We start from the raw sequence: 15256 nt of genomic DNA on the forward strand, positions 1-15256 counted from the left end.
GGATACAAGCTCCATAAGGACTATCACGGGCCATCGGCGGTGCAACTTTCGTCGCACGCGACGGCCATAATTGCAGGCAGAAGCGGGTGGTTGGATGGTGGGTTCGACGTTCGCGCCCATCGGTAAGGCAATCCTGACTCGGGAGGACAGCAAACGATGGTTGGGTTGGGGCAAACCTGGCTGACAGGCGGCCTCGGGTGCCTGTTGACGGTGTTGGCGTTGCAGGCGCCCATGGCGGGGGAACCGTTTCGTAATCGCGACGAGAGCCCCATGGAGCGCGTTCGCGAGCAGATCCATGAGCAGTACTGGCAGCGCAAGGAACAGCGTCGTCGGCTGGAACGCCGGTGCCAGCGAGAGCGGGCCGAGTTGCGGGCTGGTCAGCGGGACCGCCCTTCCGGGGTCTGTCGGCAGGGGGTGGCACCGTCAGGGGGCGAGGCCCGAACGCCTTCCCAATAAGTCCGAACGTGCCAATTCGTGGCACCCTACTGAAATTTCATGAACGGACCGGGGGAAGCGCCCCGTCTTTATGTATGGTGACACCATCAAGTCAATCTCTGATGAGGATGAGCAATGAGCGTTAAGAACAGTATGGGACGTGGTTTGATGTTGGCGGGAGCCGTCTTGCTGGCGGGCCAGGTAATTGCCGCCCCGGGTGGCAAGAACGCCGAGGGTCATCCGGGCCAGGGCCAGCGTGAGGCGGCCGGCCAACAGCGCTACCAGATGGAAGAGCACGCCGAACAGCAGCGTCAGCGCATGGCCGACGAGGCGGAAGACCTGCGGGATCGCGCCGAAGACGAGGCCGAGCGTCGTCGGGAGCAGGCGGAAGACGAAGCAGAACGCCGTCGTGAAGAGGCCGAAGAGGCGCGCGAACGGGCCGAGGAAGAAGCCGAAGACGCCCGCGAGCGCGCCGAAGATGAGGCCGAGCGTCGCCGTGAAGAAGCGGAAGACATGCCTGAGCGTGATAGCCGTCCCGAAAACGCCAACGGTCCCAAGGTCAACCCGGGCGAGCGGGGCAGCGAGCAGGGTCAGGCGGCCAAGCGTGAAAACGCCAAGGCCTGGTGGAATTTCTGGGGCGATTAAGTTGCCGGGAGTCTGCCCGACCAGAAAACCCGCCGTTACCCGGCGGGTTTTTTTATGGCCGGAAGCCGGGGCAGGCAAGGGGATCTCCGGCGTTCACGATGAACGGATATCGCCATGACCGGTCCTAACTGAACACTTCAACGCAGGCCGTGATCATGGCTCTGAACCTCCGGAAATCCGGTGCGATATTAACCGGCACCTTACTGGTACTGGTGCTCACCGGTGCTGACCCCATTCCAGACGATACCCCGCCAAGTGAGCCGGAAATGACGGCTACCAACCCGGCCCCCAGTGCCATCGAAGAACGAGCCGAACAACGCCAACGGCGCGAGCAAAGGTGGAGGCAAATGCGTCAATGTGGGCGGGAACAGGCTGCCGTGCAGCTGGGGCGGCGCCCGGGCCTGTCCGGAGGCTGCATGATCCAGCGGCGTCAACAGTTCCGTCATCCGCCCTGATCGGCAGACGTCACTAATCGCGCCATTCGACCAGAAACCAGAACAGGGTATAGAAACAGGTGAGGAAGAAGGCGCAGGAGAGCGCTTCCAGGTATGTGATTGGGAGCAGGGTGAGGGCCGCCACCGCGAAGGCAAGGGTTAACGGCGCCTCGAATCCCACATAGTCCAGCACCACCCGGTAGAACGGGCGCGGATGATCGGGAGGCTGCGGGGTGGTCCGGAGAGCTTCCACAAACAGCACGTCAAACACCAGGCTCCAGGCCCGGGCGACCAGGATGGCGGTGACGCTGAACATTAGCAGCTCCCGCGTCGGTCGGGAGCTTGTCACGTAGCCGGCTGCACACACCAGCACAACCAGGCCGACATCTCCACACAGTGTTCTGACCTTGTGACTGGGAACTTCTTGCATGCACCGAACCATGTCAAGCAAGAAAGATAAAGCCAGTTTACCCCGGTTGATCAATGGCATTTGGTGGACTGGCGCACATTTCCGGGAGCGCCGGGTCCCCGGCTCAGTCGGTTAACGACCCAGCCAGACGGGAAAGCAGCGGCTTGCCTGGGCAGGGGGGAGGAGTGAACTAGACTGAAGGGAGGAACCAACCTGATGCCGGTATCCCTGAACTGTGCGGTCGGATGCGTATTCGGCAGGCAGCAGCGCGCCCCCGTTCGGACGGATGGCGCACAAACTGGGACCATACCGGGGGAAGCCCGATGGGCATAGCAAATATTGTACAACGCGGTTGGGAGGCCGTTGGGGCGGGGGACTTCGACGCCCTGGTGGCGGATTACCAGGATGACATGACCTTCATCATGCCCGGACAAACCGATGTAATAAAAGGGCGCCAGGCCTTCCGGAGAGCGCTGGATGGAATTGGGGAAAGGCTCCCTCCCGGGTTCGAGATCACCGGGCTACGCCAGATTGAAGGGGGCAATGAGGTGGTCTCCATCGTGGAGTGGAAGTCCCGGAGCATTCCCGCCTCCCAACTGGCGGTGCTGTTCAGGTTCAACGGCGACAAGATCTACGAGGAGCGGTGGTTTGTGGACACGGAGCAGTGGAAAGGCGCGTTCTGATGGCGACCGTGACAGGGTGCGCGGTTCCCCTGCTGAGCGCATCGCGGAGCGATACCCGCGGGTTGGAAAACTTAGCCGTTTGCCTGGGAACATCCTGTAAAAACGAGTGTCGGGCACCCTCGGTCCCTTTCGGGTCGGCAGGGCAATGGTGACACCGGGAGGAAGTCATGGCCGAAGTGATTTTGGAGTCCACCATCACCTGTCCCCACTGCGGGCATCAAAAACGGGAAGTGATGCCGACCAACGCCTGTCGGTATTTTTACGAGTGCGAGTCCTGCCATGCCCTGTTAAAACCGAAAGCCGGCGACTGTTGTGTGTTCTGTTCCTTTGGCTCGGTCGCCTGCCCGCCCGTTCAGCAAGGCTTGGGGGGCTGTACTCCAGACCAATAACCCGTTGCACCGGCGCTCCGTTTGGCTTGCTCATTTGGATAGTGCCACGGTTCGTTTTCCCCGGGCGTGACTGTCCACAGAAACTGTGGGTAACTGTGTGAGCAATCTCAGGAGAATCTGTGAGAAGCGTTGGGGCACAAGGGCTGAATAAGGCTGGTTCAATATTGGCCAGGGGATTGCTGGGCTGTAGATAAATTGCTCAGGTTGGTGTATTTATCGCCTGCTTGACTGTTTTCTGGTGCAGATCGAGTGGGCGGTATAGAGACGCCTGAAGGTGGTCGGAGGGGGCATAAAGCAATAACCGCGACTCCGTTCGCGGTTATTGGTCGGCCCTGGCGGTTGCTCTGCACCGCCTTTGCTGCCTTCTTGCGGGTCAGTCCTGGCTGACCACGTCGCCGTTCACGACGGCCGCGGGTGAGGGCACTGGGGAGGGCACCGGGTCGGTGTTCAGCGGGGCGTCACTGTCGATGCTGGTCGGCAGCGGTGTGCTGGGTTCGGTCAGCGACAGGCTGCCGCAGGCACTGGCGTCCTGCTCCACCAGACTGAGCTCCGTGTGCAGGGCCTTCACCACAAACTGCTCGCCACCGTTGGCGGCCGTCAGCAACGTTCCGTCCCGGAGGTTGATTGCGGGGGCGTAACGCATGTGTTCGTCTGCCTCGAAGGGCAGGCCGTGCAGTTCTCCCAGGCCACTGTATTCAAGCAGGAAGGGCTCGTTATAGTAATCCGTTCCAAAGCCGTCCCGGTCGTCCTCCGCGGTGAAGGTAAGGCTCAGGAACACCGGGGGCTCGATGGAGATCACCTGGCCATTGCCGGTGGCCCAGAAACTGCGGTTCCAGGACTGGGGACCGGTTTCCCATTCGTACCAGGTACTCAGCTCACCGCCAGTGTTGAAGGTTTCCTGTGCCGCTTCGGTGGTGGTCAGTACGCCGGAGTGGATGCCATAGGCCCACTGTGGCGAGACACTGTCGGCGGACAGGGCGTCTGGCCAGGTGACCGGATTGCCATTATGGGTGAGTGCCATGGTTTGAGCGTCAAACGTGTATTGGGCATTCCCCCCGGAGGTATCTAGCATGGGGTCCCCATTCGGCCCCAGGGTGGTCTCGTTCAACGTACTGCCGGGACAGCCCCAGCTGCAGTAGAGCGTGAGATCGTCAGTCAGGTCTGAAGAGCTGACCACCTGGCGCTTGCGCAGTACCACCTCGTTCTTCAAACCGCCGCCACTGTCGATCCGTACGGTGACGCTGCCGCCGAGCTGATCGGAGTACAGGTCGAGCCGGTTGAGCCCGGTGGTGTCAATCAGCTGTGGCGGTTCCAGCTCGGTGACCTGGGGCGGGCCATCCTCCGAGAACGCCTCTTCGGCGACCTTGTAGAAGCCCTCGCCATCACCACCGTTGGCGAGGTACTCGGCCCGATAGTTGGTGCCTCCTTCCCAATAGCCAAAACGCACCCCCGAAATCTCGGCCAGGGTCCGGGTATCGGTGGTGATCTTGTTCAGGCGCCCACCTGAGCTGTGCAGGATGACTGGGGTGCTGCTGGGAGCTCCGCCGGAGAAATCCATTTTGTTGACGGTCATGCCATCCTGGAACAGGCTCTGGTCCTCCATCCATAGCCCCCAATAGCCCAGGTAGCCGTGGACCCGCTGGTTGCCGGATTCAAACTCAAAGGGGAAGCCGCCCTGGATTTCCAACTCGGAGCCATCGCTGTGGTGGTAAACCCCGTAGCCGTATACCCGCTCTTCCAGGACGTCCTTGGCCAGACAGGCCTGCGCCGTACCACTGCCGTCCGAGTTCGGCTGCTCCACCAGGGCCCGGCTGTCGTTCCAGCTCAACTGGTAGCGCCGCAGCCCATCAAAGGAACTGTCGGACTGGGTAATGGCGGCGCCCGCCGCCCCGTTCTTCTCAATGGTGGCCGCACGGCTGTCGCTGAAACCGTCCATCCCGAACGACTCGTAGAAGGTCAGCGAGGTGTTGCCATTATCGGTGGGCACCGATTGCAGCTGGCCCTGCCCCAGGGGGCCCAGGCCGATGTTGTCGGCATCGTACATCTGGAACGTCAGGGTAAAATCGCCGGCCGGGTTTGCTGCGCTGGGGGACTGCCTGATCACCGCCATGGCGCGAATCTGCGTGGTCATGAAGCCCTCGTTCATCCTGGGAATCCAGACCTTGACGAGCTGCGGATCGCTGTTGCTGGCCCGGGTGCTCTCCACGATGGCGGTGATGTTGTCGGGACCACGGTTGTTGTTCTGATCCTGCTGGCCACTGGTGCAGTCGGCCATGTTGACCAGGGCGGTATAGGGCCCCTGGTTGACCATCTCACCGGCCTTCAGGTTCTGCATGAAGCAGAGGATTTCGTTGGGGGTCTCCATGGGCTCCAGGCCCGGAGTCCAGGTCCAGCTGTCGGTGTGCTGCTTGCTGTAGTCGGTCCCCGCGTCGTCAAAGGCCGCTGACGCTGGACCAGTACCGGCGACAGTGGCGATGAGCAGGGGTAACAGGGCATGTTTCATGGTGTGTTCTCCCGCTTAGCTCTCGGCGTCAACGATGGAAACGCGGCTGGGTGTATTGAGTCCTTCCACTTCACCGCTGCTGGAGGTGCTGGAAGAACCGCCTCCGCCGCACCCCACAACGAAGAGGGCGGTCAATAGGACTAGGAATATCAGTCGAAGCTGCGACATAAGTGTTTCCCCTGCTGGGTCGTGTCTGAGGGGGTAGGCCGGTTATCTTGTCCGGCCTACCAAAGTGCCTGCGGAGCAGTAACACCAGAAGTTAGTTGAGTAGTGCATCTGTTTCAGTGGCTAAATTGTTTCGGTGGGTAAGGGGTGTTACACGTGAATTAATGTGAAACGGTCTGACTGTTTTGATGGGGGCGTCACAGCTCTTGAGGGGAACCGTGCGCCGGCGTGATCCTCCCATTTCCTCGGCAAAGACGTTCCCAAGGCTCCCGGCTCTGGGGTAGAGTCGAGGGCGAATCGACAACGACGGAGACTGCCTTGCCCGACGCGATGACGCCCCTGACCGACTTCTTACTGCAACTCGATCAGCTCAAGCTGATCAACCGGCGTACCTACAGCCGCGGTGGCGAGCGGCTGCGCCAGGAGTGGCAGTCCGTTGGTTGCTGCCCGCACTCCAGGGAAATCATGCGATGACAGGAATGACCCATGAGCATTTCATGACGTTGGCACTGGCCGAATCGAAGAAGGCCTTGCCGACCTGCCGGCCCAACCCACCGGTGGGTTGCGTGTTGGTGAGAGAGGGGGAGGTCGTGGCCAAGGGGTATACCCAGGCCCCGGGCCGTCACCACGCCGAAGCGGAAGCATTGGCGCAGTGGGATGGTCCGGCATCCGGATTGACGGCTTATGTGACCCTGGAGCCCTGTTCGTTTCACGGCAGAACGCCCTCCTGTGCGGAGACCCTGATCCACCGAAACATCGGAACGGTGGTGGTCGCTATAACCGATCCGGACCCCAGGAATTCCGGGAAGGGGCTGGTGAAACTTCGTGAGGCGGGCATAGAAGTGGTTGAGGGCGTGTGCGCTGAGGAAGTGCAGGCCTTCCTGGGCGAGTATCTTCTCGGCTAGTGATTGCTCCTGCCTGCCCTGAGGTGAGCGCTTATCGAGGTCTTTGTGGGGGGCGTGTAGGTCCTCTTTGCGTTCAATCAGGCCATTTCGGTCGTTTGACCACTTCGCAGCGATCAAAGGCTTCTGCCTTGAAGCTGCCGTTGGTGTTTTGATACTGCGCCAGGCATCTCATGCTGGCTCGGTACCGCACCATTTCCTGTTGGTATCGCTCCTCTCTCTGTTGCCTCGTGGCCCGCTGGGGCAAGGGCGGTAACTCAGGAAAGTGCTGCCTGGGCGGGGCATAGGCGCGGCGAGCTGGCTCCACCTCCGTGTCGGACTCATCCTGTTCTGCCCTCCTTTGCTGGTTCGATTCCGCCGTCGCTTCAGCGGCACTTTGAATGCGTCGCGCCCTGTTCTGCGCTGCCTGGACCTCATCCTGGTTCGGAATCCGGCCGGATAGCCCCACGGTATCCGCTTCCTCACGATGCTGGGCAGGAACCCGATCCCCAAAATGCACATTCCCGTTGTCATCGGTCCATTGGTATATCTCTGCCTGGGCGGAGGGAAGCGTGAAGGCAAGAGCGGCGACGAGTACTCCGATCCCTGGAAGCCTGGTGCGTAAATCCATTTCAGATCCTTTTCAGCCTGTTTTACCGGTTGATACCGACAACGCTAGTTTGCGTGTGTTCTGTAAGAGTATGACAAGTGTAGATAGTTTTATCGCACGTTGAAGCGGATGTACAAACAGGAGGGGGGGAGTGTGGGAAACAGCGTATTCGGGCCGTCTGTAGCGCGGCGGCCGGCGTGCCTCCGGAGACACGCTCGGAATTGCTGGGCCATGCGAACGGGTCGATTACCACGCACTACTCGGCGGCCGAGGTTCGGGAGCTGGTGGACGCTGTGGAGAAAATTGCCCAGAAACGCGGGGCGGAGTCGGACGGCGTGTGTGAACTAGTGATTCTATTGGCACCAGGAAGGGAAGTGGGAAGAGATGGGATTTGAAGGGAGAAAATGGGACGGAAGCCACTAGAGATGGGGACTGACGACCGTCCGGCTCAACGACTTGCGGGGAGTCACGCAGAATCGAAGTTAGCGCAAGGAAATGGCACCGCGGCAAAAAATAGCGATACTATTGGCACCAGCTTCGCCGAATCGCTTAGGTTCCAATTAACGCATTTCCTGAGATGCAGGCCCACCGTTAGGCAGCCCTCAACGATTTTCGTAATGCCAGTATGATTACAGCTCGGCAGCTTCACGGCGCAGCAAGCATTTGGCCATGGCGCGACGATCATCCGAGGAACATTCTACCCAGATGATTCCGGCTTGTTCTCCCCGAGCTGCCGCCTCTTTCGCCTCATCAACGTGCCCGTAGTTGTGCCGCCCTAAGTATTCGGTAGATACGCCAATAGCAGCAATTTCACCAGAAATTCCGGCCTCGAACTCAACTGAGTTTTCTGGAGCACCTCCAATCTTCCCAAGTCGGATGGCCGCAGCCTCTTCTTTTTCGAGGCAGTAAGCGATCATCTTCAGATCGGGATGCCATTCTTCGTTGCAGCCTTTTAGGATTAATGCAGGTACCTCTCCTCGCACGCTGCGGGAGACCCAGTTGTCAGTTGTCATCCCATATCGAGCCAAGTATTCCTGTATGGCCTGAGCTCCGCGGGCTGCCTGGCTTATGCAATATTCCTGCATCTGGTAATTGCCAGGCCACTCCCTCTCGCATTCTTCCGAAATGGTATCCGCGGATAGTGGAAGGCTCATTGTGAGAAATAGAGGCGCCAAAAGCGTCGCGTACCGCATTGTCAATCTCCTTTTTAAGTCTTAACGTTAGGTATCCTTCCCAATCCAAACCACCCGACCAATCACTTCCAAATCGCTTACCTCGTCCATTTTCACCTCAATAGGCTGGTACGCTTTGTTATCGCTGATCAGCAGTATAGTCTTGCCCAGGAGAGTTTGAACGCGCTTCACGATAAGGTGGTCGTTCGTGCGGATCACGTAGATTGAGCCGTCCCTCAACTCTTTCTGGCTAGTGTCGATCATCACAGTGTTGTTGTCGTCAATGGTGGGCTCCATGCTGTCGCCTTTGGCGAAGACCAGGGCTAGATCCTTCTCGTTCAAACCCCGGAAACGCAGCCACTTGCGCCGGAAGGCGAGTTTACGGGTGGCCTGCTCCGCCCCTGGCAGAGTGCCGTCCCCGGCCGCTACCTGGATGCTGTACCCAGGAACCAAGGCAAATTCGTCCTCAAGCGAGTCTTCCTTAGCGGGGCTTTGCTCAGAACGCTGAGGCCCCTCTCCCGAAATAAGCCAATCCAGGCTGACGCCAGTCACCCTGGCCATAACTAATGCTTTATCAATACCAGGAAGTGAACCGTTCAAATATTTCCTAACCAGGCTTTCGCTAAATCCGCACTTTTTTGCGAACTTGTTTGTTGAGTCGCTCCCCATGGCGAGTTTTAAGCGTTCTGAGAACTGTTCAGAGTTGTAAGGGGTGAACTCTGAACTGAGTTCAGAGTTCGCTTTTGAGTTCGACATATATGGTAACCGCTTGTTTATTAACGGATTATTAAAAAATTGCGCTCTCTGCTGTTTGAACTCGAACTCTGAAGCGAGAAAGTTCGCATAAAAGTGTTGTTTTATCTCGCTCCATGGTGCTAACCTGTTTACGTAAAGCCGTGACCCACACGCTTTAGCGAAACTGGTTAGAACGAGGACAAAAAAATGAGCAAGTCAAAGACCCGCTCAAACTTGGAGGATTGGCACCGCCAGGATATTGCAGCCGAAATCCGCAAACGCGGTATTAGCGTTGCGGAGTTGGCTCGCCGTAACGGTTACAGCAATCCCACCACTTTCTACAACGTGTTCAAGGCGCCTTACCCAAAGGTTGAGCGCATTGTTGCTGATTTTTTGGGGGTGCCGCCTCAGAAAATCTGGCCTACGCGGTACGTACGCCATACGCGTACAGAGTGTAGCACCACGCCCTCTAGTGCGCAGCAGTCTGCAGTTGCTTAGCTCCATGGTTCGTTCCTGTTTGCAAGTTGCGTTCAGCTTAGGCCTCGGGCAGAGGCTCGAACAGACGCAAATCACCTTTTTGTTTGGCGCATGAGTTTGGAGCAGTAACACAAATGGCACGCAGAAACTGGAAACACGAACGGGCGATTAGCCTGCGGCGAGGCATGGAGCTTAACGTGCTACATGCTCGCGAGAAGCTGAACCGTAGCGTTGAGCGCATTGCAGATCTGATGGGCATCCCCAGCCACTTCACGCTTTACAAGTACCTCGATTCCGGTCGTATGCCCGCCATGTTGATTCCGGCCTTCGAGAACGCCTGTGGCGCGAACTTTGTCACCCAGTACCTAGCCCACAGCGCCAACCGCATGCTGGTTGAGATCCCTACTGGCCGTCGAACCAGCCACAAAGAGTTGAACGAGGTCAGCGCCTATACCCACCAGGTTATGGGGATGTTGATCGACTTCTATGAGGGCAGATGTGAGCAGGAAGAAGTGGAGGGAGCGCTGACCACCCTGATCGAAGATCTGGCCCATCAGCGTGGAAACGTCGCAAAGCACCAGCAGCCGGAACTGCTGTTAGGAGGTGACCAATGATCGCAATGAATCGAGCCCAGGACGAGCTGGCATTGGTTCGCGAATACCTGGCAGAGCGGCGGTATTCGAGTGGCCACGTCATTTTCTACCAAGGAGTGATCTGTGGCTGGCGTAAGGACTTGAGTGAGGCCGGTGGTTGGCGTCCGGGCTGTATCGCCGTGGATGAACAGGGCAATCGCTGGGGGGCTATGGGTGGTAATGATTACGACGGGGCGGAGCGCTGGGAGCGGATCGGATGAAACAGTGGCTTACCGCAAAGGAGCTAGCTGCGGCCAAGCTCCAAGGCTTACCCCATAGTGAAAAAGGCATGATCGAAAAGGCCAAGCGCGAATCCTGGGAAGCCCAGCAACGCATGGGTCGGGGCGGCGGCTTTGAGTACCACATCAACAACCTGCCATTGGAGGCCCGCAAGGCGTTAGAGGCCCAGCAGGCGGCAGAACTTCTAACGCGGGTGGCTGAGGCTCCGAAGCAACTGGCACCAGCGACTAAGGCCCTGGCGAGTCAGCCGCTGACGGAGAAACAGCGGGCCACGGCAGACGCAAGGGTGACGATCATCAACGCCATCGAGCTGCTGCGCAACCAGGGGGTCACCCAGCAGGCCGCCATGGTCACCATGCTGACTCACGCCGAAGTGGGTGAATTGGCTGTGACCAACCCGGTGCTGGACAAGGCCCTGCGGATGGCCAAGGACTCGCGGGGCCGGGGTAACGGTTCGCCGTATCCTAGCGTCCGGAGCCTCAAACGCTACCTGGCCAAAGACGTGAAGGCGCTGGCTCCGCAGAAGCGGCAGCCGGAACCGCCACCCGCCTGGGTGAACGCCTTCCTGGTTTGCTGGCAGCGCCCGGAAAAACCCTCCATCGCCCATGCCTATCGGGACATGGTCGAGCGCTGGGCCAGCCCCGAGCAGCCGCCCAGCATCTATGCCGTCAGGAGATTCCTGGACAAGATTGGCAACGTGTCCAAACAGCACGGCCGCATGGGGCCCCGTGAACTGAAGAACCTGATGCCGTTTGTACGGCGGGACTTCAGCGACATGATGCCAGCGGAAGTGTACAGCGCCGATGGTCACACCTTTGATGGCGAGGTACAGCACCCGCTGCACGGGCGACCGTTCCGCCCGGAGATCACCAGCTGGATCGACATTGCGACCCGGCGCGTGGTCGGTGTGTCGGTGGCCCTGGCCGAGAGCAGCATTGCGGTACTGGATGCGCTGATTGACTCCTGTACCAAGGCCATACCGGCCATTGCCTACGTGGATAACGGCTCCGGTTACTGCAACGCCCTGCTGAAGGACGAGGCCACCGGCGTACTGGCGCGGCTCGGTACAACCATGAGCCACTCGCTGCCCTACAACTCCCAGGCACGGGGTGTGATTGAGCGGGTACACCAGACGCTCTGGGTGGATGGCGCCAAGCAGCTGCCGGGATATGTCGGCATGGACATGGACCGCGAGGCCCGCCACCAGCAGTTCAAGATCAGCCGCAAGGCCCTTAAAGGCGGGGCACAGACGCTGATGGCGTGGGATACGTTCATGGATTGGGTTCACCAACGAGTGGCCTGGTACAACGAGCGCCCCCACAGCTCTCTGCCGAAGGTGACGGACGTGACCGGCACCCGCCGCCACGCCACCCCCAACGAGCAGTGGCAAACGGCGGAAGCCCAAGGCTGGCAAGCCCTGACTCTGACCGGTGATGAAGCCGCCCAGGTATTCCGCCCACGGGTTACCCGTACGGTGAACCGCTGCGAGATCAACCTGTTCAAGAACCTGTACTTCAGCAAAGACCTGGAGGAGTTCCACGGCGAGCAGGTGCAAGTGGCGTATGACCTCAACGACGCGAACACCATCTGGGTGTTTGACCAGGAGCACGACCGCCTGATCTGCCGGGCCGAGTGGAACGCCAACCGGGTGGACTACTTCCCAAAATCGGTCCGGGAACAGGCCATCGAAACCCGCGCCAAGGCTCGCCTGAAACGAAACGACGCCCAAAGGGAGGAGATCGAGGCCGAGCTGCGTGGCCAGCCCCTGCTGGAACATGACAACAGTATGAGCCTGGGCGCCCTGGGCACCGTTAACGGCGAACTGATCCGCCGTCAGGCCCAGCAGCGCGTTGAGGTTGAACCCGACATCACCCCCCTGAGCCGGTTTGAACAGATGACCCGCGACGAACGGTACCGCCTGTTCTGCCAGTACGAATCTGGCCAGCTGGCACTACCCGAGGCCGACCGGGGCTGGTTCAAGAGTTATCCGATGAGCGCGGAATATCGCTCGATGAAAAGAAGAGAAGAAGAAAGCGAGGAGTGGGGCTCAACGGCCGCAATCCGTTGAACCCCAAGTATCACCAAAAGGAGATTCAGACATGTTGAATGAGCAAACCCCGAACGTCAACGGCGTTGCGGACACCGCTAACCTGGGCCTGTGCGATGTCGCTCTGGAACGGGCCATTGATCGCACTGGAAGCCTGCCCGGCATGGTGTGCCTGTACGGCCCCAGCGGTTTTGGCAAATCCGTTGCCGCCACCCACGTGGCCTGCCGTCGCCGCGCCTACTACGTCCAGGCCAAATCGGTGTGGACCAAGAAGCACACCCTGCTGGCCATCCTGCACGAAATGGGCATGCAGCCGGGCCGCACCATCCCGGAAATGCTCGATCAGGCCGCCGAAGAGCTGGCCGTCAGCGCCCGGCCGCTGATTATCGACGAGATGGACCACCTGGTGGACAAGAAGGCGGTGGAGCTGATCCGCGATCTATACGAGTCCAGCCAGGCACCGATCCTGCTGATCGGTGAGGAGCAGATCCCCAACAAGCTGAAGAAGTGGGAACGCTTTCATGGCCGGGTGCTGTCCTGGGTGCCCGCTCAGCCGGTCACGCTGGAGGATGCCGCCAAGCTGGCCCCGCTGTATGCCCCGGCGGTCGAGATTGCGGAGGATCTGCTGGCCCACCTGGTCGACATTTCCGGGGGCAGCGTGCGCCGGGTGGCGGTAAACCTGGAGCTGATCAATGACACGTCAGCCGCGTCCGGTGCCAGCCGGGTCGATAAGGCCTCCTGGGGACGCCGCCAACTGTACACCGGGGAAGCACCGAAAAGGAGACTTGCATGACCTCCGCTGTGGCAGAACAGAAGCGTTATCCAAAGCAGAAAAGCTACCGAAAGCCAGCGCAATTGGAACTGATAGGGGGTAAGCCTCCGCGCCAGCGGGTGTGGGAGCAGGTCCGCAAGTTCCGTCTGAAGTTCCGTGTGTATGACATAGCCCGGCTGGCCGCCGTGGACGATGAAACGGTGAAAACCTACGTCCAGAGCCTGGTGGCCGGTGGCTACGTAGTGCGCCTGACCGATGCGCTTTTTGAGGAGGCTGACTACCAACTCATCAAGGACGACGGCATCGAGGCTCCGCGACTGACGCGGGATGGCCAGCCGGTTACTCAAGGCATGGGGCAGGAGGCCATGTGGCGCTGCTTGAGGATGCTGGGGCCAATGGATGCCCGCCAATTGGCTATTCATGCCAGCAGCTCCGGCGTGGAAGTTAAGCCCGCCTCCGCCCGGCGTTATGTGCAGATGCTGAAGAAAGCTGGCTACCTGGAGGTTGTAGAGCCCTGCAACAGGCGCCTGAAGAAGATGGAAACCCTGCGGCTGATTCCCCGGATGAACACTGGGCCACGTCCGCCGCAGATCCAGAACGTCAAGACGGTTTACGACCCGAACCTAGACAAGGTCATGTACGCCGATGAGCCGGAGGAACTGATGTGAAACAGGTAGACCTCAGCGCCTGGGGTGATAACCCACCCGAGTTTATCCGCGTGCTGGCTGGCGTGGTTGCCCAAGAGGGCAGCAACGCCGCCGCAGCGGCCCGGCTCAAGATCAACCGGGCATCCGTCAGCACCCTGCTGGCCAACAAGTACCCGGCCAACACCGACCGGATGGAGAAAGCCATCATGGCCTGGGCCGCGCTGGTGGAGTGCCCAGTGCTGGGTGCCATTACCGGGGACCAGTGCCAAACAGAGCGCCAAAAACCGTTTGTAGGCAGTAACCCGACGCGGATCCGCCTTTACCGTGCGTGCCGCAGCTGCCCGCGTAACCCGGAGTCACAAGGGGGTGACCGATGACCATATACGCAACCGCCTACCTGGAGCACTACGCCGACCTGTATGCGGACAACATGCTGCACCGCCACGGCGTCAGCCTGGACCAGTACCTGGCGGATCCGGCCCGGTATGAGCACCTGCTGCACGCGCCATTTCCACTGCTGAGAACCCAGACCCGCACACGGGTGCGGCTGATCCGGGAGGAGACCGTAGCAGAGACTGAGGCGGAGCTGCAGGACCTACCTCGTCAGAACGGCGCCTACATCGAACCCTTGCGCCACAACCGTTACCCCAAGAAACGCGGCTTGCTGTGCCGGTTCCGCCCGGCCCGCAGCCCCAAACCACAACCGATTTGAGGGAATCGCCATGAACCAAGCAATGCAACTGCCGGAGGGCTTCCGGCGCAACGGCCAGGGCCACCTGGTACCGGAAGATCAAATCAAGGCCGTGGACCGGCTCCGTGACGACCTGGTGCAAGGCGTGATCGCCAGGGTGATCGACCTGCAGGAAGACATGCGCCGCATCAAGGCGGAGATCGCCAGCGAGGTGGAGGCCTTCCTGGAGCTGAGCGCCAACGAGTACGACACCAACTACGGCGGCCAGAAGGGCAACGTCACCCTGACCAGCTTTGATGGCGAGTACCGGGTGATGCGAGCGGTCTCCGATCACCTGGCGTTTGACGAGCGCCTGCAGGTGGCCAAGGAGTTGATCGACCAGTGCATCCATGAATGGACCGCTGGCAGCCGGTCCGAGGTCCAGGCCCTGGTTGAGCACGCTTTCCAGACCGACAAGGAAGGCAAGATCAGCACCGCCCGTGTACTAAGCCTGCGCAGCCTGAACATCACTGACGAGAAGTGGCAAAAGGCCATGCAGGCCATCGTGGATTCCATCCAGGTGACCGGCTCCAAGAGCTACCTGCGCTTTTACCAGCGACAAGGCGTGGATGGTCCATACAAACAAATTCCGCTCGATGTAGCGGCCCTTTAACCCAACACCAACCCAAGAAAACCCAGCAAGGAGCAGT

21 protein-coding genes and 1 pseudogene are annotated in these 15256 nt (G+C 59.9%); 16 read left to right on the forward strand and 6 right to left on the reverse strand.

The genetic code is table 11. The annotated features are described in order from the left end of the window. Nucleotides 1-156 precede the first annotated feature (156 nt). Nucleotides 157-456 carry a hypothetical protein gene (locus tag R3175_RS07270; RefSeq protein WP_318943292.1) on the forward strand — a complete coding sequence of 100 codons (300 nt, stop codon included), beginning with the start codon at nt 157-159 and terminating at the stop codon, nt 454-456. Nucleotides 457-570: 114 nt separating this feature from the next. Further along, nucleotides 571-1080, forward strand: a complete 510-nt coding sequence (locus R3175_RS07275; protein WP_318943293.1) for a hypothetical protein — start codon at nt 571-573, stop codon at nt 1078-1080. 200 nt (nt 1081-1280) lie between these two features. Here the strand turns inward: R3175_RS07275 and R3175_RS07280 are convergent, their stop codons facing one another. Both R3175_RS07280 and R3175_RS07285 read right to left on the reverse strand, forming a co-directional pair. Continuing rightward, the gene (locus R3175_RS07280) at nt 1281-1526 is read right to left on the reverse strand and encodes a hypothetical protein (protein WP_318943295.1); all 246 of its coding nucleotides are present in this window, start codon (nt 1524-1526) and stop codon (nt 1281-1283) included. Between the two features lie 22 nt (nt 1527-1548). Further along, a complete protein-coding gene (locus tag R3175_RS07285) occupies nt 1549-1944 on the reverse strand; it encodes a hypothetical protein (protein WP_318943297.1) in 396 nt (131 codons plus the stop codon). A gap of 302 nt (nt 1945-2246) precedes the next feature. Between R3175_RS07285 and R3175_RS07290 the strand changes: the two genes are divergently transcribed. Then, entirely contained in the window at nt 2247-2606 is a 360-nt protein-coding gene (locus R3175_RS07290; protein WP_318943299.1) for a nuclear transport factor 2 family protein, read from the forward strand. Between the two features lie 167 nt (nt 2607-2773). After that, the gene (locus tag R3175_RS07295) at nt 2774-2995 is read left to right on the forward strand and encodes a GDCCVxC domain-containing (seleno)protein (protein ID WP_318943301.1); all 222 of its coding nucleotides are present in this window, start codon (nt 2774-2776) and stop codon (nt 2993-2995) included. Nucleotides 2996-3368: 373 nt separating this feature from the next. Here the strand turns inward: R3175_RS07295 and R3175_RS07300 are convergent, their stop codons facing one another. After that, nucleotides 3369-5498, reverse strand: a complete 2130-nt coding sequence (locus R3175_RS07300; protein ID WP_318943303.1) for a hypothetical protein — start codon at nt 5496-5498, stop codon at nt 3369-3371. Nucleotides 5499-5981: 483 nt separating this feature from the next. On the opposite strand from R3175_RS07300, the gene R3175_RS07305 reads away from it, so the two are divergent. Together R3175_RS07305 and R3175_RS07310 are read left to right on the forward strand one after the other, a co-directional pair. Continuing rightward, entirely contained in the window at nt 5982-6137 is a 156-nt protein-coding gene (locus R3175_RS07305) for a hypothetical protein (RefSeq protein ID WP_318943305.1), read from the forward strand. Then, nucleotides 6134-6568 carry a bifunctional diaminohydroxyphosphoribosylaminopyrimidine deaminase/5-amino-6-(5-phosphoribosylamino)uracil reductase RibD gene (locus R3175_RS07310; protein ID WP_318943307.1) on the forward strand — a complete coding sequence of 145 codons (435 nt, stop codon included), beginning with the start codon at nt 6134-6136 and terminating at the stop codon, nt 6566-6568. The genes R3175_RS07305 and R3175_RS07310 overlap by 4 nt, the downstream gene beginning before the upstream one ends. Nucleotides 6569-6641: 73 nt before the next feature. Here the strand turns inward: R3175_RS07310 and R3175_RS07315 are convergent, their stop codons facing one another. Beyond that, nucleotides 6642-7175 (reverse strand): DUF4124 domain-containing protein, encoded by a 534-nt coding sequence (locus R3175_RS07315; RefSeq protein ID WP_318943309.1) that lies wholly within the window; start codon nt 7173-7175, stop codon nt 6642-6644. 167 nt (nt 7176-7342) lie between these two features. Between R3175_RS07315 and R3175_RS07320 the strand changes: the two are divergent. Next, nucleotides 7343-7549 (forward strand): annotated as a pseudogene (locus R3175_RS07320) (hypothetical protein); the annotation flags it as partial. A gap of 234 nt (nt 7550-7783) precedes the next feature. On the opposite strand, the gene R3175_RS07325 reads toward R3175_RS07320, so the two are convergent. Both R3175_RS07325 and R3175_RS07330 read right to left on the reverse strand, forming a co-directional pair. Continuing rightward, a complete protein-coding gene (locus tag R3175_RS07325; protein ID WP_318943311.1) occupies nt 7784-8167 on the reverse strand; it encodes a hypothetical protein in 384 nt (127 codons plus the stop codon). A 207-nt stretch (nt 8168-8374) separates the two neighbouring features. Beyond that, nucleotides 8375-9082 carry a S24 family peptidase gene (locus tag R3175_RS07330; protein ID WP_318943313.1) on the reverse strand — a complete coding sequence of 236 codons (708 nt, stop codon included), beginning with the start codon at nt 9080-9082 and terminating at the stop codon, nt 8375-8377. A gap of 186 nt (nt 9083-9268) precedes the next feature. Here R3175_RS07330 and R3175_RS07335 point away from each other — a divergent pair, with 186 nt between their 5' ends. From R3175_RS07335 to R3175_RS07375, 9 genes are all read left to right on the forward strand, one after another. Then, on the forward strand, nt 9269-9559 hold the full coding sequence (locus tag R3175_RS07335) for a helix-turn-helix transcriptional regulator (protein ID WP_318943315.1): 291 nt from the start codon (nt 9269-9271) through the stop codon (nt 9557-9559). 176 nt (nt 9560-9735) lie between these two features. Further along, nucleotides 9736-10152: a hypothetical protein gene (locus R3175_RS07340; protein ID WP_318943316.1), complete on the forward strand. Its 417-nt coding sequence runs from the start codon at nt 9736-9738 to the stop codon at nt 10150-10152. Then, the gene (locus R3175_RS07345; protein WP_318943317.1) at nt 10149-10391 is read left to right on the forward strand and encodes an antirestriction protein ArdR; all 243 of its coding nucleotides are present in this window, start codon (nt 10149-10151) and stop codon (nt 10389-10391) included. Before R3175_RS07340 ends, R3175_RS07345 begins: the two co-directional genes overlap by 4 nt. After that, nucleotides 10388-12478, forward strand: a complete 2091-nt coding sequence (locus R3175_RS07350) for a Mu transposase C-terminal domain-containing protein (protein ID WP_318943319.1) — start codon at nt 10388-10390, stop codon at nt 12476-12478. Before R3175_RS07345 ends, R3175_RS07350 begins: the two co-directional genes overlap by 4 nt. Before the next feature lie 31 nt (nt 12479-12509). Next, nucleotides 12510-13250 carry an ATP-binding protein gene (locus R3175_RS07355; protein WP_318943321.1) on the forward strand — a complete coding sequence of 247 codons (741 nt, stop codon included), beginning with the start codon at nt 12510-12512 and terminating at the stop codon, nt 13248-13250. Next, complete coding sequence (locus tag R3175_RS07360) at nt 13247-13897, forward strand: hypothetical protein (RefSeq protein WP_318943323.1); 651 nt, start codon at nt 13247-13249, stop codon at nt 13895-13897. Before R3175_RS07355 ends, R3175_RS07360 begins: the two co-directional genes overlap by 4 nt. Continuing rightward, the gene (locus R3175_RS07365) at nt 13894-14253 is read left to right on the forward strand and encodes a hypothetical protein (protein ID WP_318943324.1); all 360 of its coding nucleotides are present in this window, start codon (nt 13894-13896) and stop codon (nt 14251-14253) included. The genes R3175_RS07360 and R3175_RS07365 overlap by 4 nt, the downstream gene beginning before the upstream one ends. Next, nucleotides 14250-14588 carry a hypothetical protein gene (locus R3175_RS07370; RefSeq protein ID WP_318943325.1) on the forward strand — a complete coding sequence of 113 codons (339 nt, stop codon included), beginning with the start codon at nt 14250-14252 and terminating at the stop codon, nt 14586-14588. Before R3175_RS07365 ends, R3175_RS07370 begins: the two co-directional genes overlap by 4 nt. Before the next feature lie 10 nt (nt 14589-14598). Continuing rightward, entirely contained in the window at nt 14599-15219 is a 621-nt protein-coding gene (locus R3175_RS07375) for a DUF3164 family protein (protein WP_318943328.1), read from the forward strand. Nucleotides 15220-15256: the final 37 nt, after the last annotated feature.

The sequence above is a fragment of the Marinobacter sp. genome (assembly GCF_033722735.1).
Taxonomy (GTDB): domain Bacteria; phylum Pseudomonadota; class Gammaproteobacteria; order Pseudomonadales; family Oleiphilaceae; genus Marinobacter.

Coding starts and splice junctions, on each gene's coding strand:
- R3175_RS07370 (WP_318943325.1), top strand. CDS start 14,250: ATGACCATATACGCAACCGCCTACCTGGAGCACTACGCCGACCTGTAT.
- R3175_RS07355 (WP_318943321.1), top strand. CDS start 12,510: ATGTTGAATGAGCAAACCCCGAACGTCAACGGCGTTGCGGACACCGCT.
- R3175_RS07315 (WP_318943309.1), bottom strand. CDS start 7,175: ATGGATTTACGCACCAGGCTTCCAGGGATCGGAGTACTCGTCGCCGCT.
- R3175_RS07335 (WP_318943315.1), top strand. CDS start 9,269: ATGAGCAAGTCAAAGACCCGCTCAAACTTGGAGGATTGGCACCGCCAG.
- R3175_RS07280 (WP_318943295.1), bottom strand. CDS start 1,526: ATGACGGAACTGTTGACGCCGCTGGATCATGCAGCCTCCGGACAGGCC.
- R3175_RS07350 (WP_318943319.1), top strand. CDS start 10,388: ATGAAACAGTGGCTTACCGCAAAGGAGCTAGCTGCGGCCAAGCTCCAA.
- R3175_RS07310 (WP_318943307.1), top strand. CDS start 6,134: ATGACAGGAATGACCCATGAGCATTTCATGACGTTGGCACTGGCCGAA.
- R3175_RS07375 (WP_318943328.1), top strand. CDS start 14,599: ATGAACCAAGCAATGCAACTGCCGGAGGGCTTCCGGCGCAACGGCCAG.
- R3175_RS07295 (WP_318943301.1), top strand. CDS start 2,774: ATGGCCGAAGTGATTTTGGAGTCCACCATCACCTGTCCCCACTGCGGG.
- R3175_RS07270 (WP_318943292.1), top strand. CDS start 157: ATGGTTGGGTTGGGGCAAACCTGGCTGACAGGCGGCCTCGGGTGCCTG.
- R3175_RS07290 (WP_318943299.1), top strand. CDS start 2,247: ATGGGCATAGCAAATATTGTACAACGCGGTTGGGAGGCCGTTGGGGCG.
- R3175_RS07330 (WP_318943313.1), bottom strand. CDS start 9,082: ATGTCGAACTCAAAAGCGAACTCTGAACTCAGTTCAGAGTTCACCCCT.
- R3175_RS07300 (WP_318943303.1), bottom strand. CDS start 5,498: ATGAAACATGCCCTGTTACCCCTGCTCATCGCCACTGTCGCCGGTACT.
- R3175_RS07285 (WP_318943297.1), bottom strand. CDS start 1,944: ATGCAAGAAGTTCCCAGTCACAAGGTCAGAACACTGTGTGGAGATGTC.
- R3175_RS07360 (WP_318943323.1), top strand. CDS start 13,247: ATGACCTCCGCTGTGGCAGAACAGAAGCGTTATCCAAAGCAGAAAAGC.
- R3175_RS07325 (WP_318943311.1), bottom strand. CDS start 8,167: ATGACAACTGACAACTGGGTCTCCCGCAGCGTGCGAGGAGAGGTACCT.
- R3175_RS07275 (WP_318943293.1), top strand. CDS start 571: ATGAGCGTTAAGAACAGTATGGGACGTGGTTTGATGTTGGCGGGAGCC.
- R3175_RS07345 (WP_318943317.1), top strand. CDS start 10,149: ATGATCGCAATGAATCGAGCCCAGGACGAGCTGGCATTGGTTCGCGAA.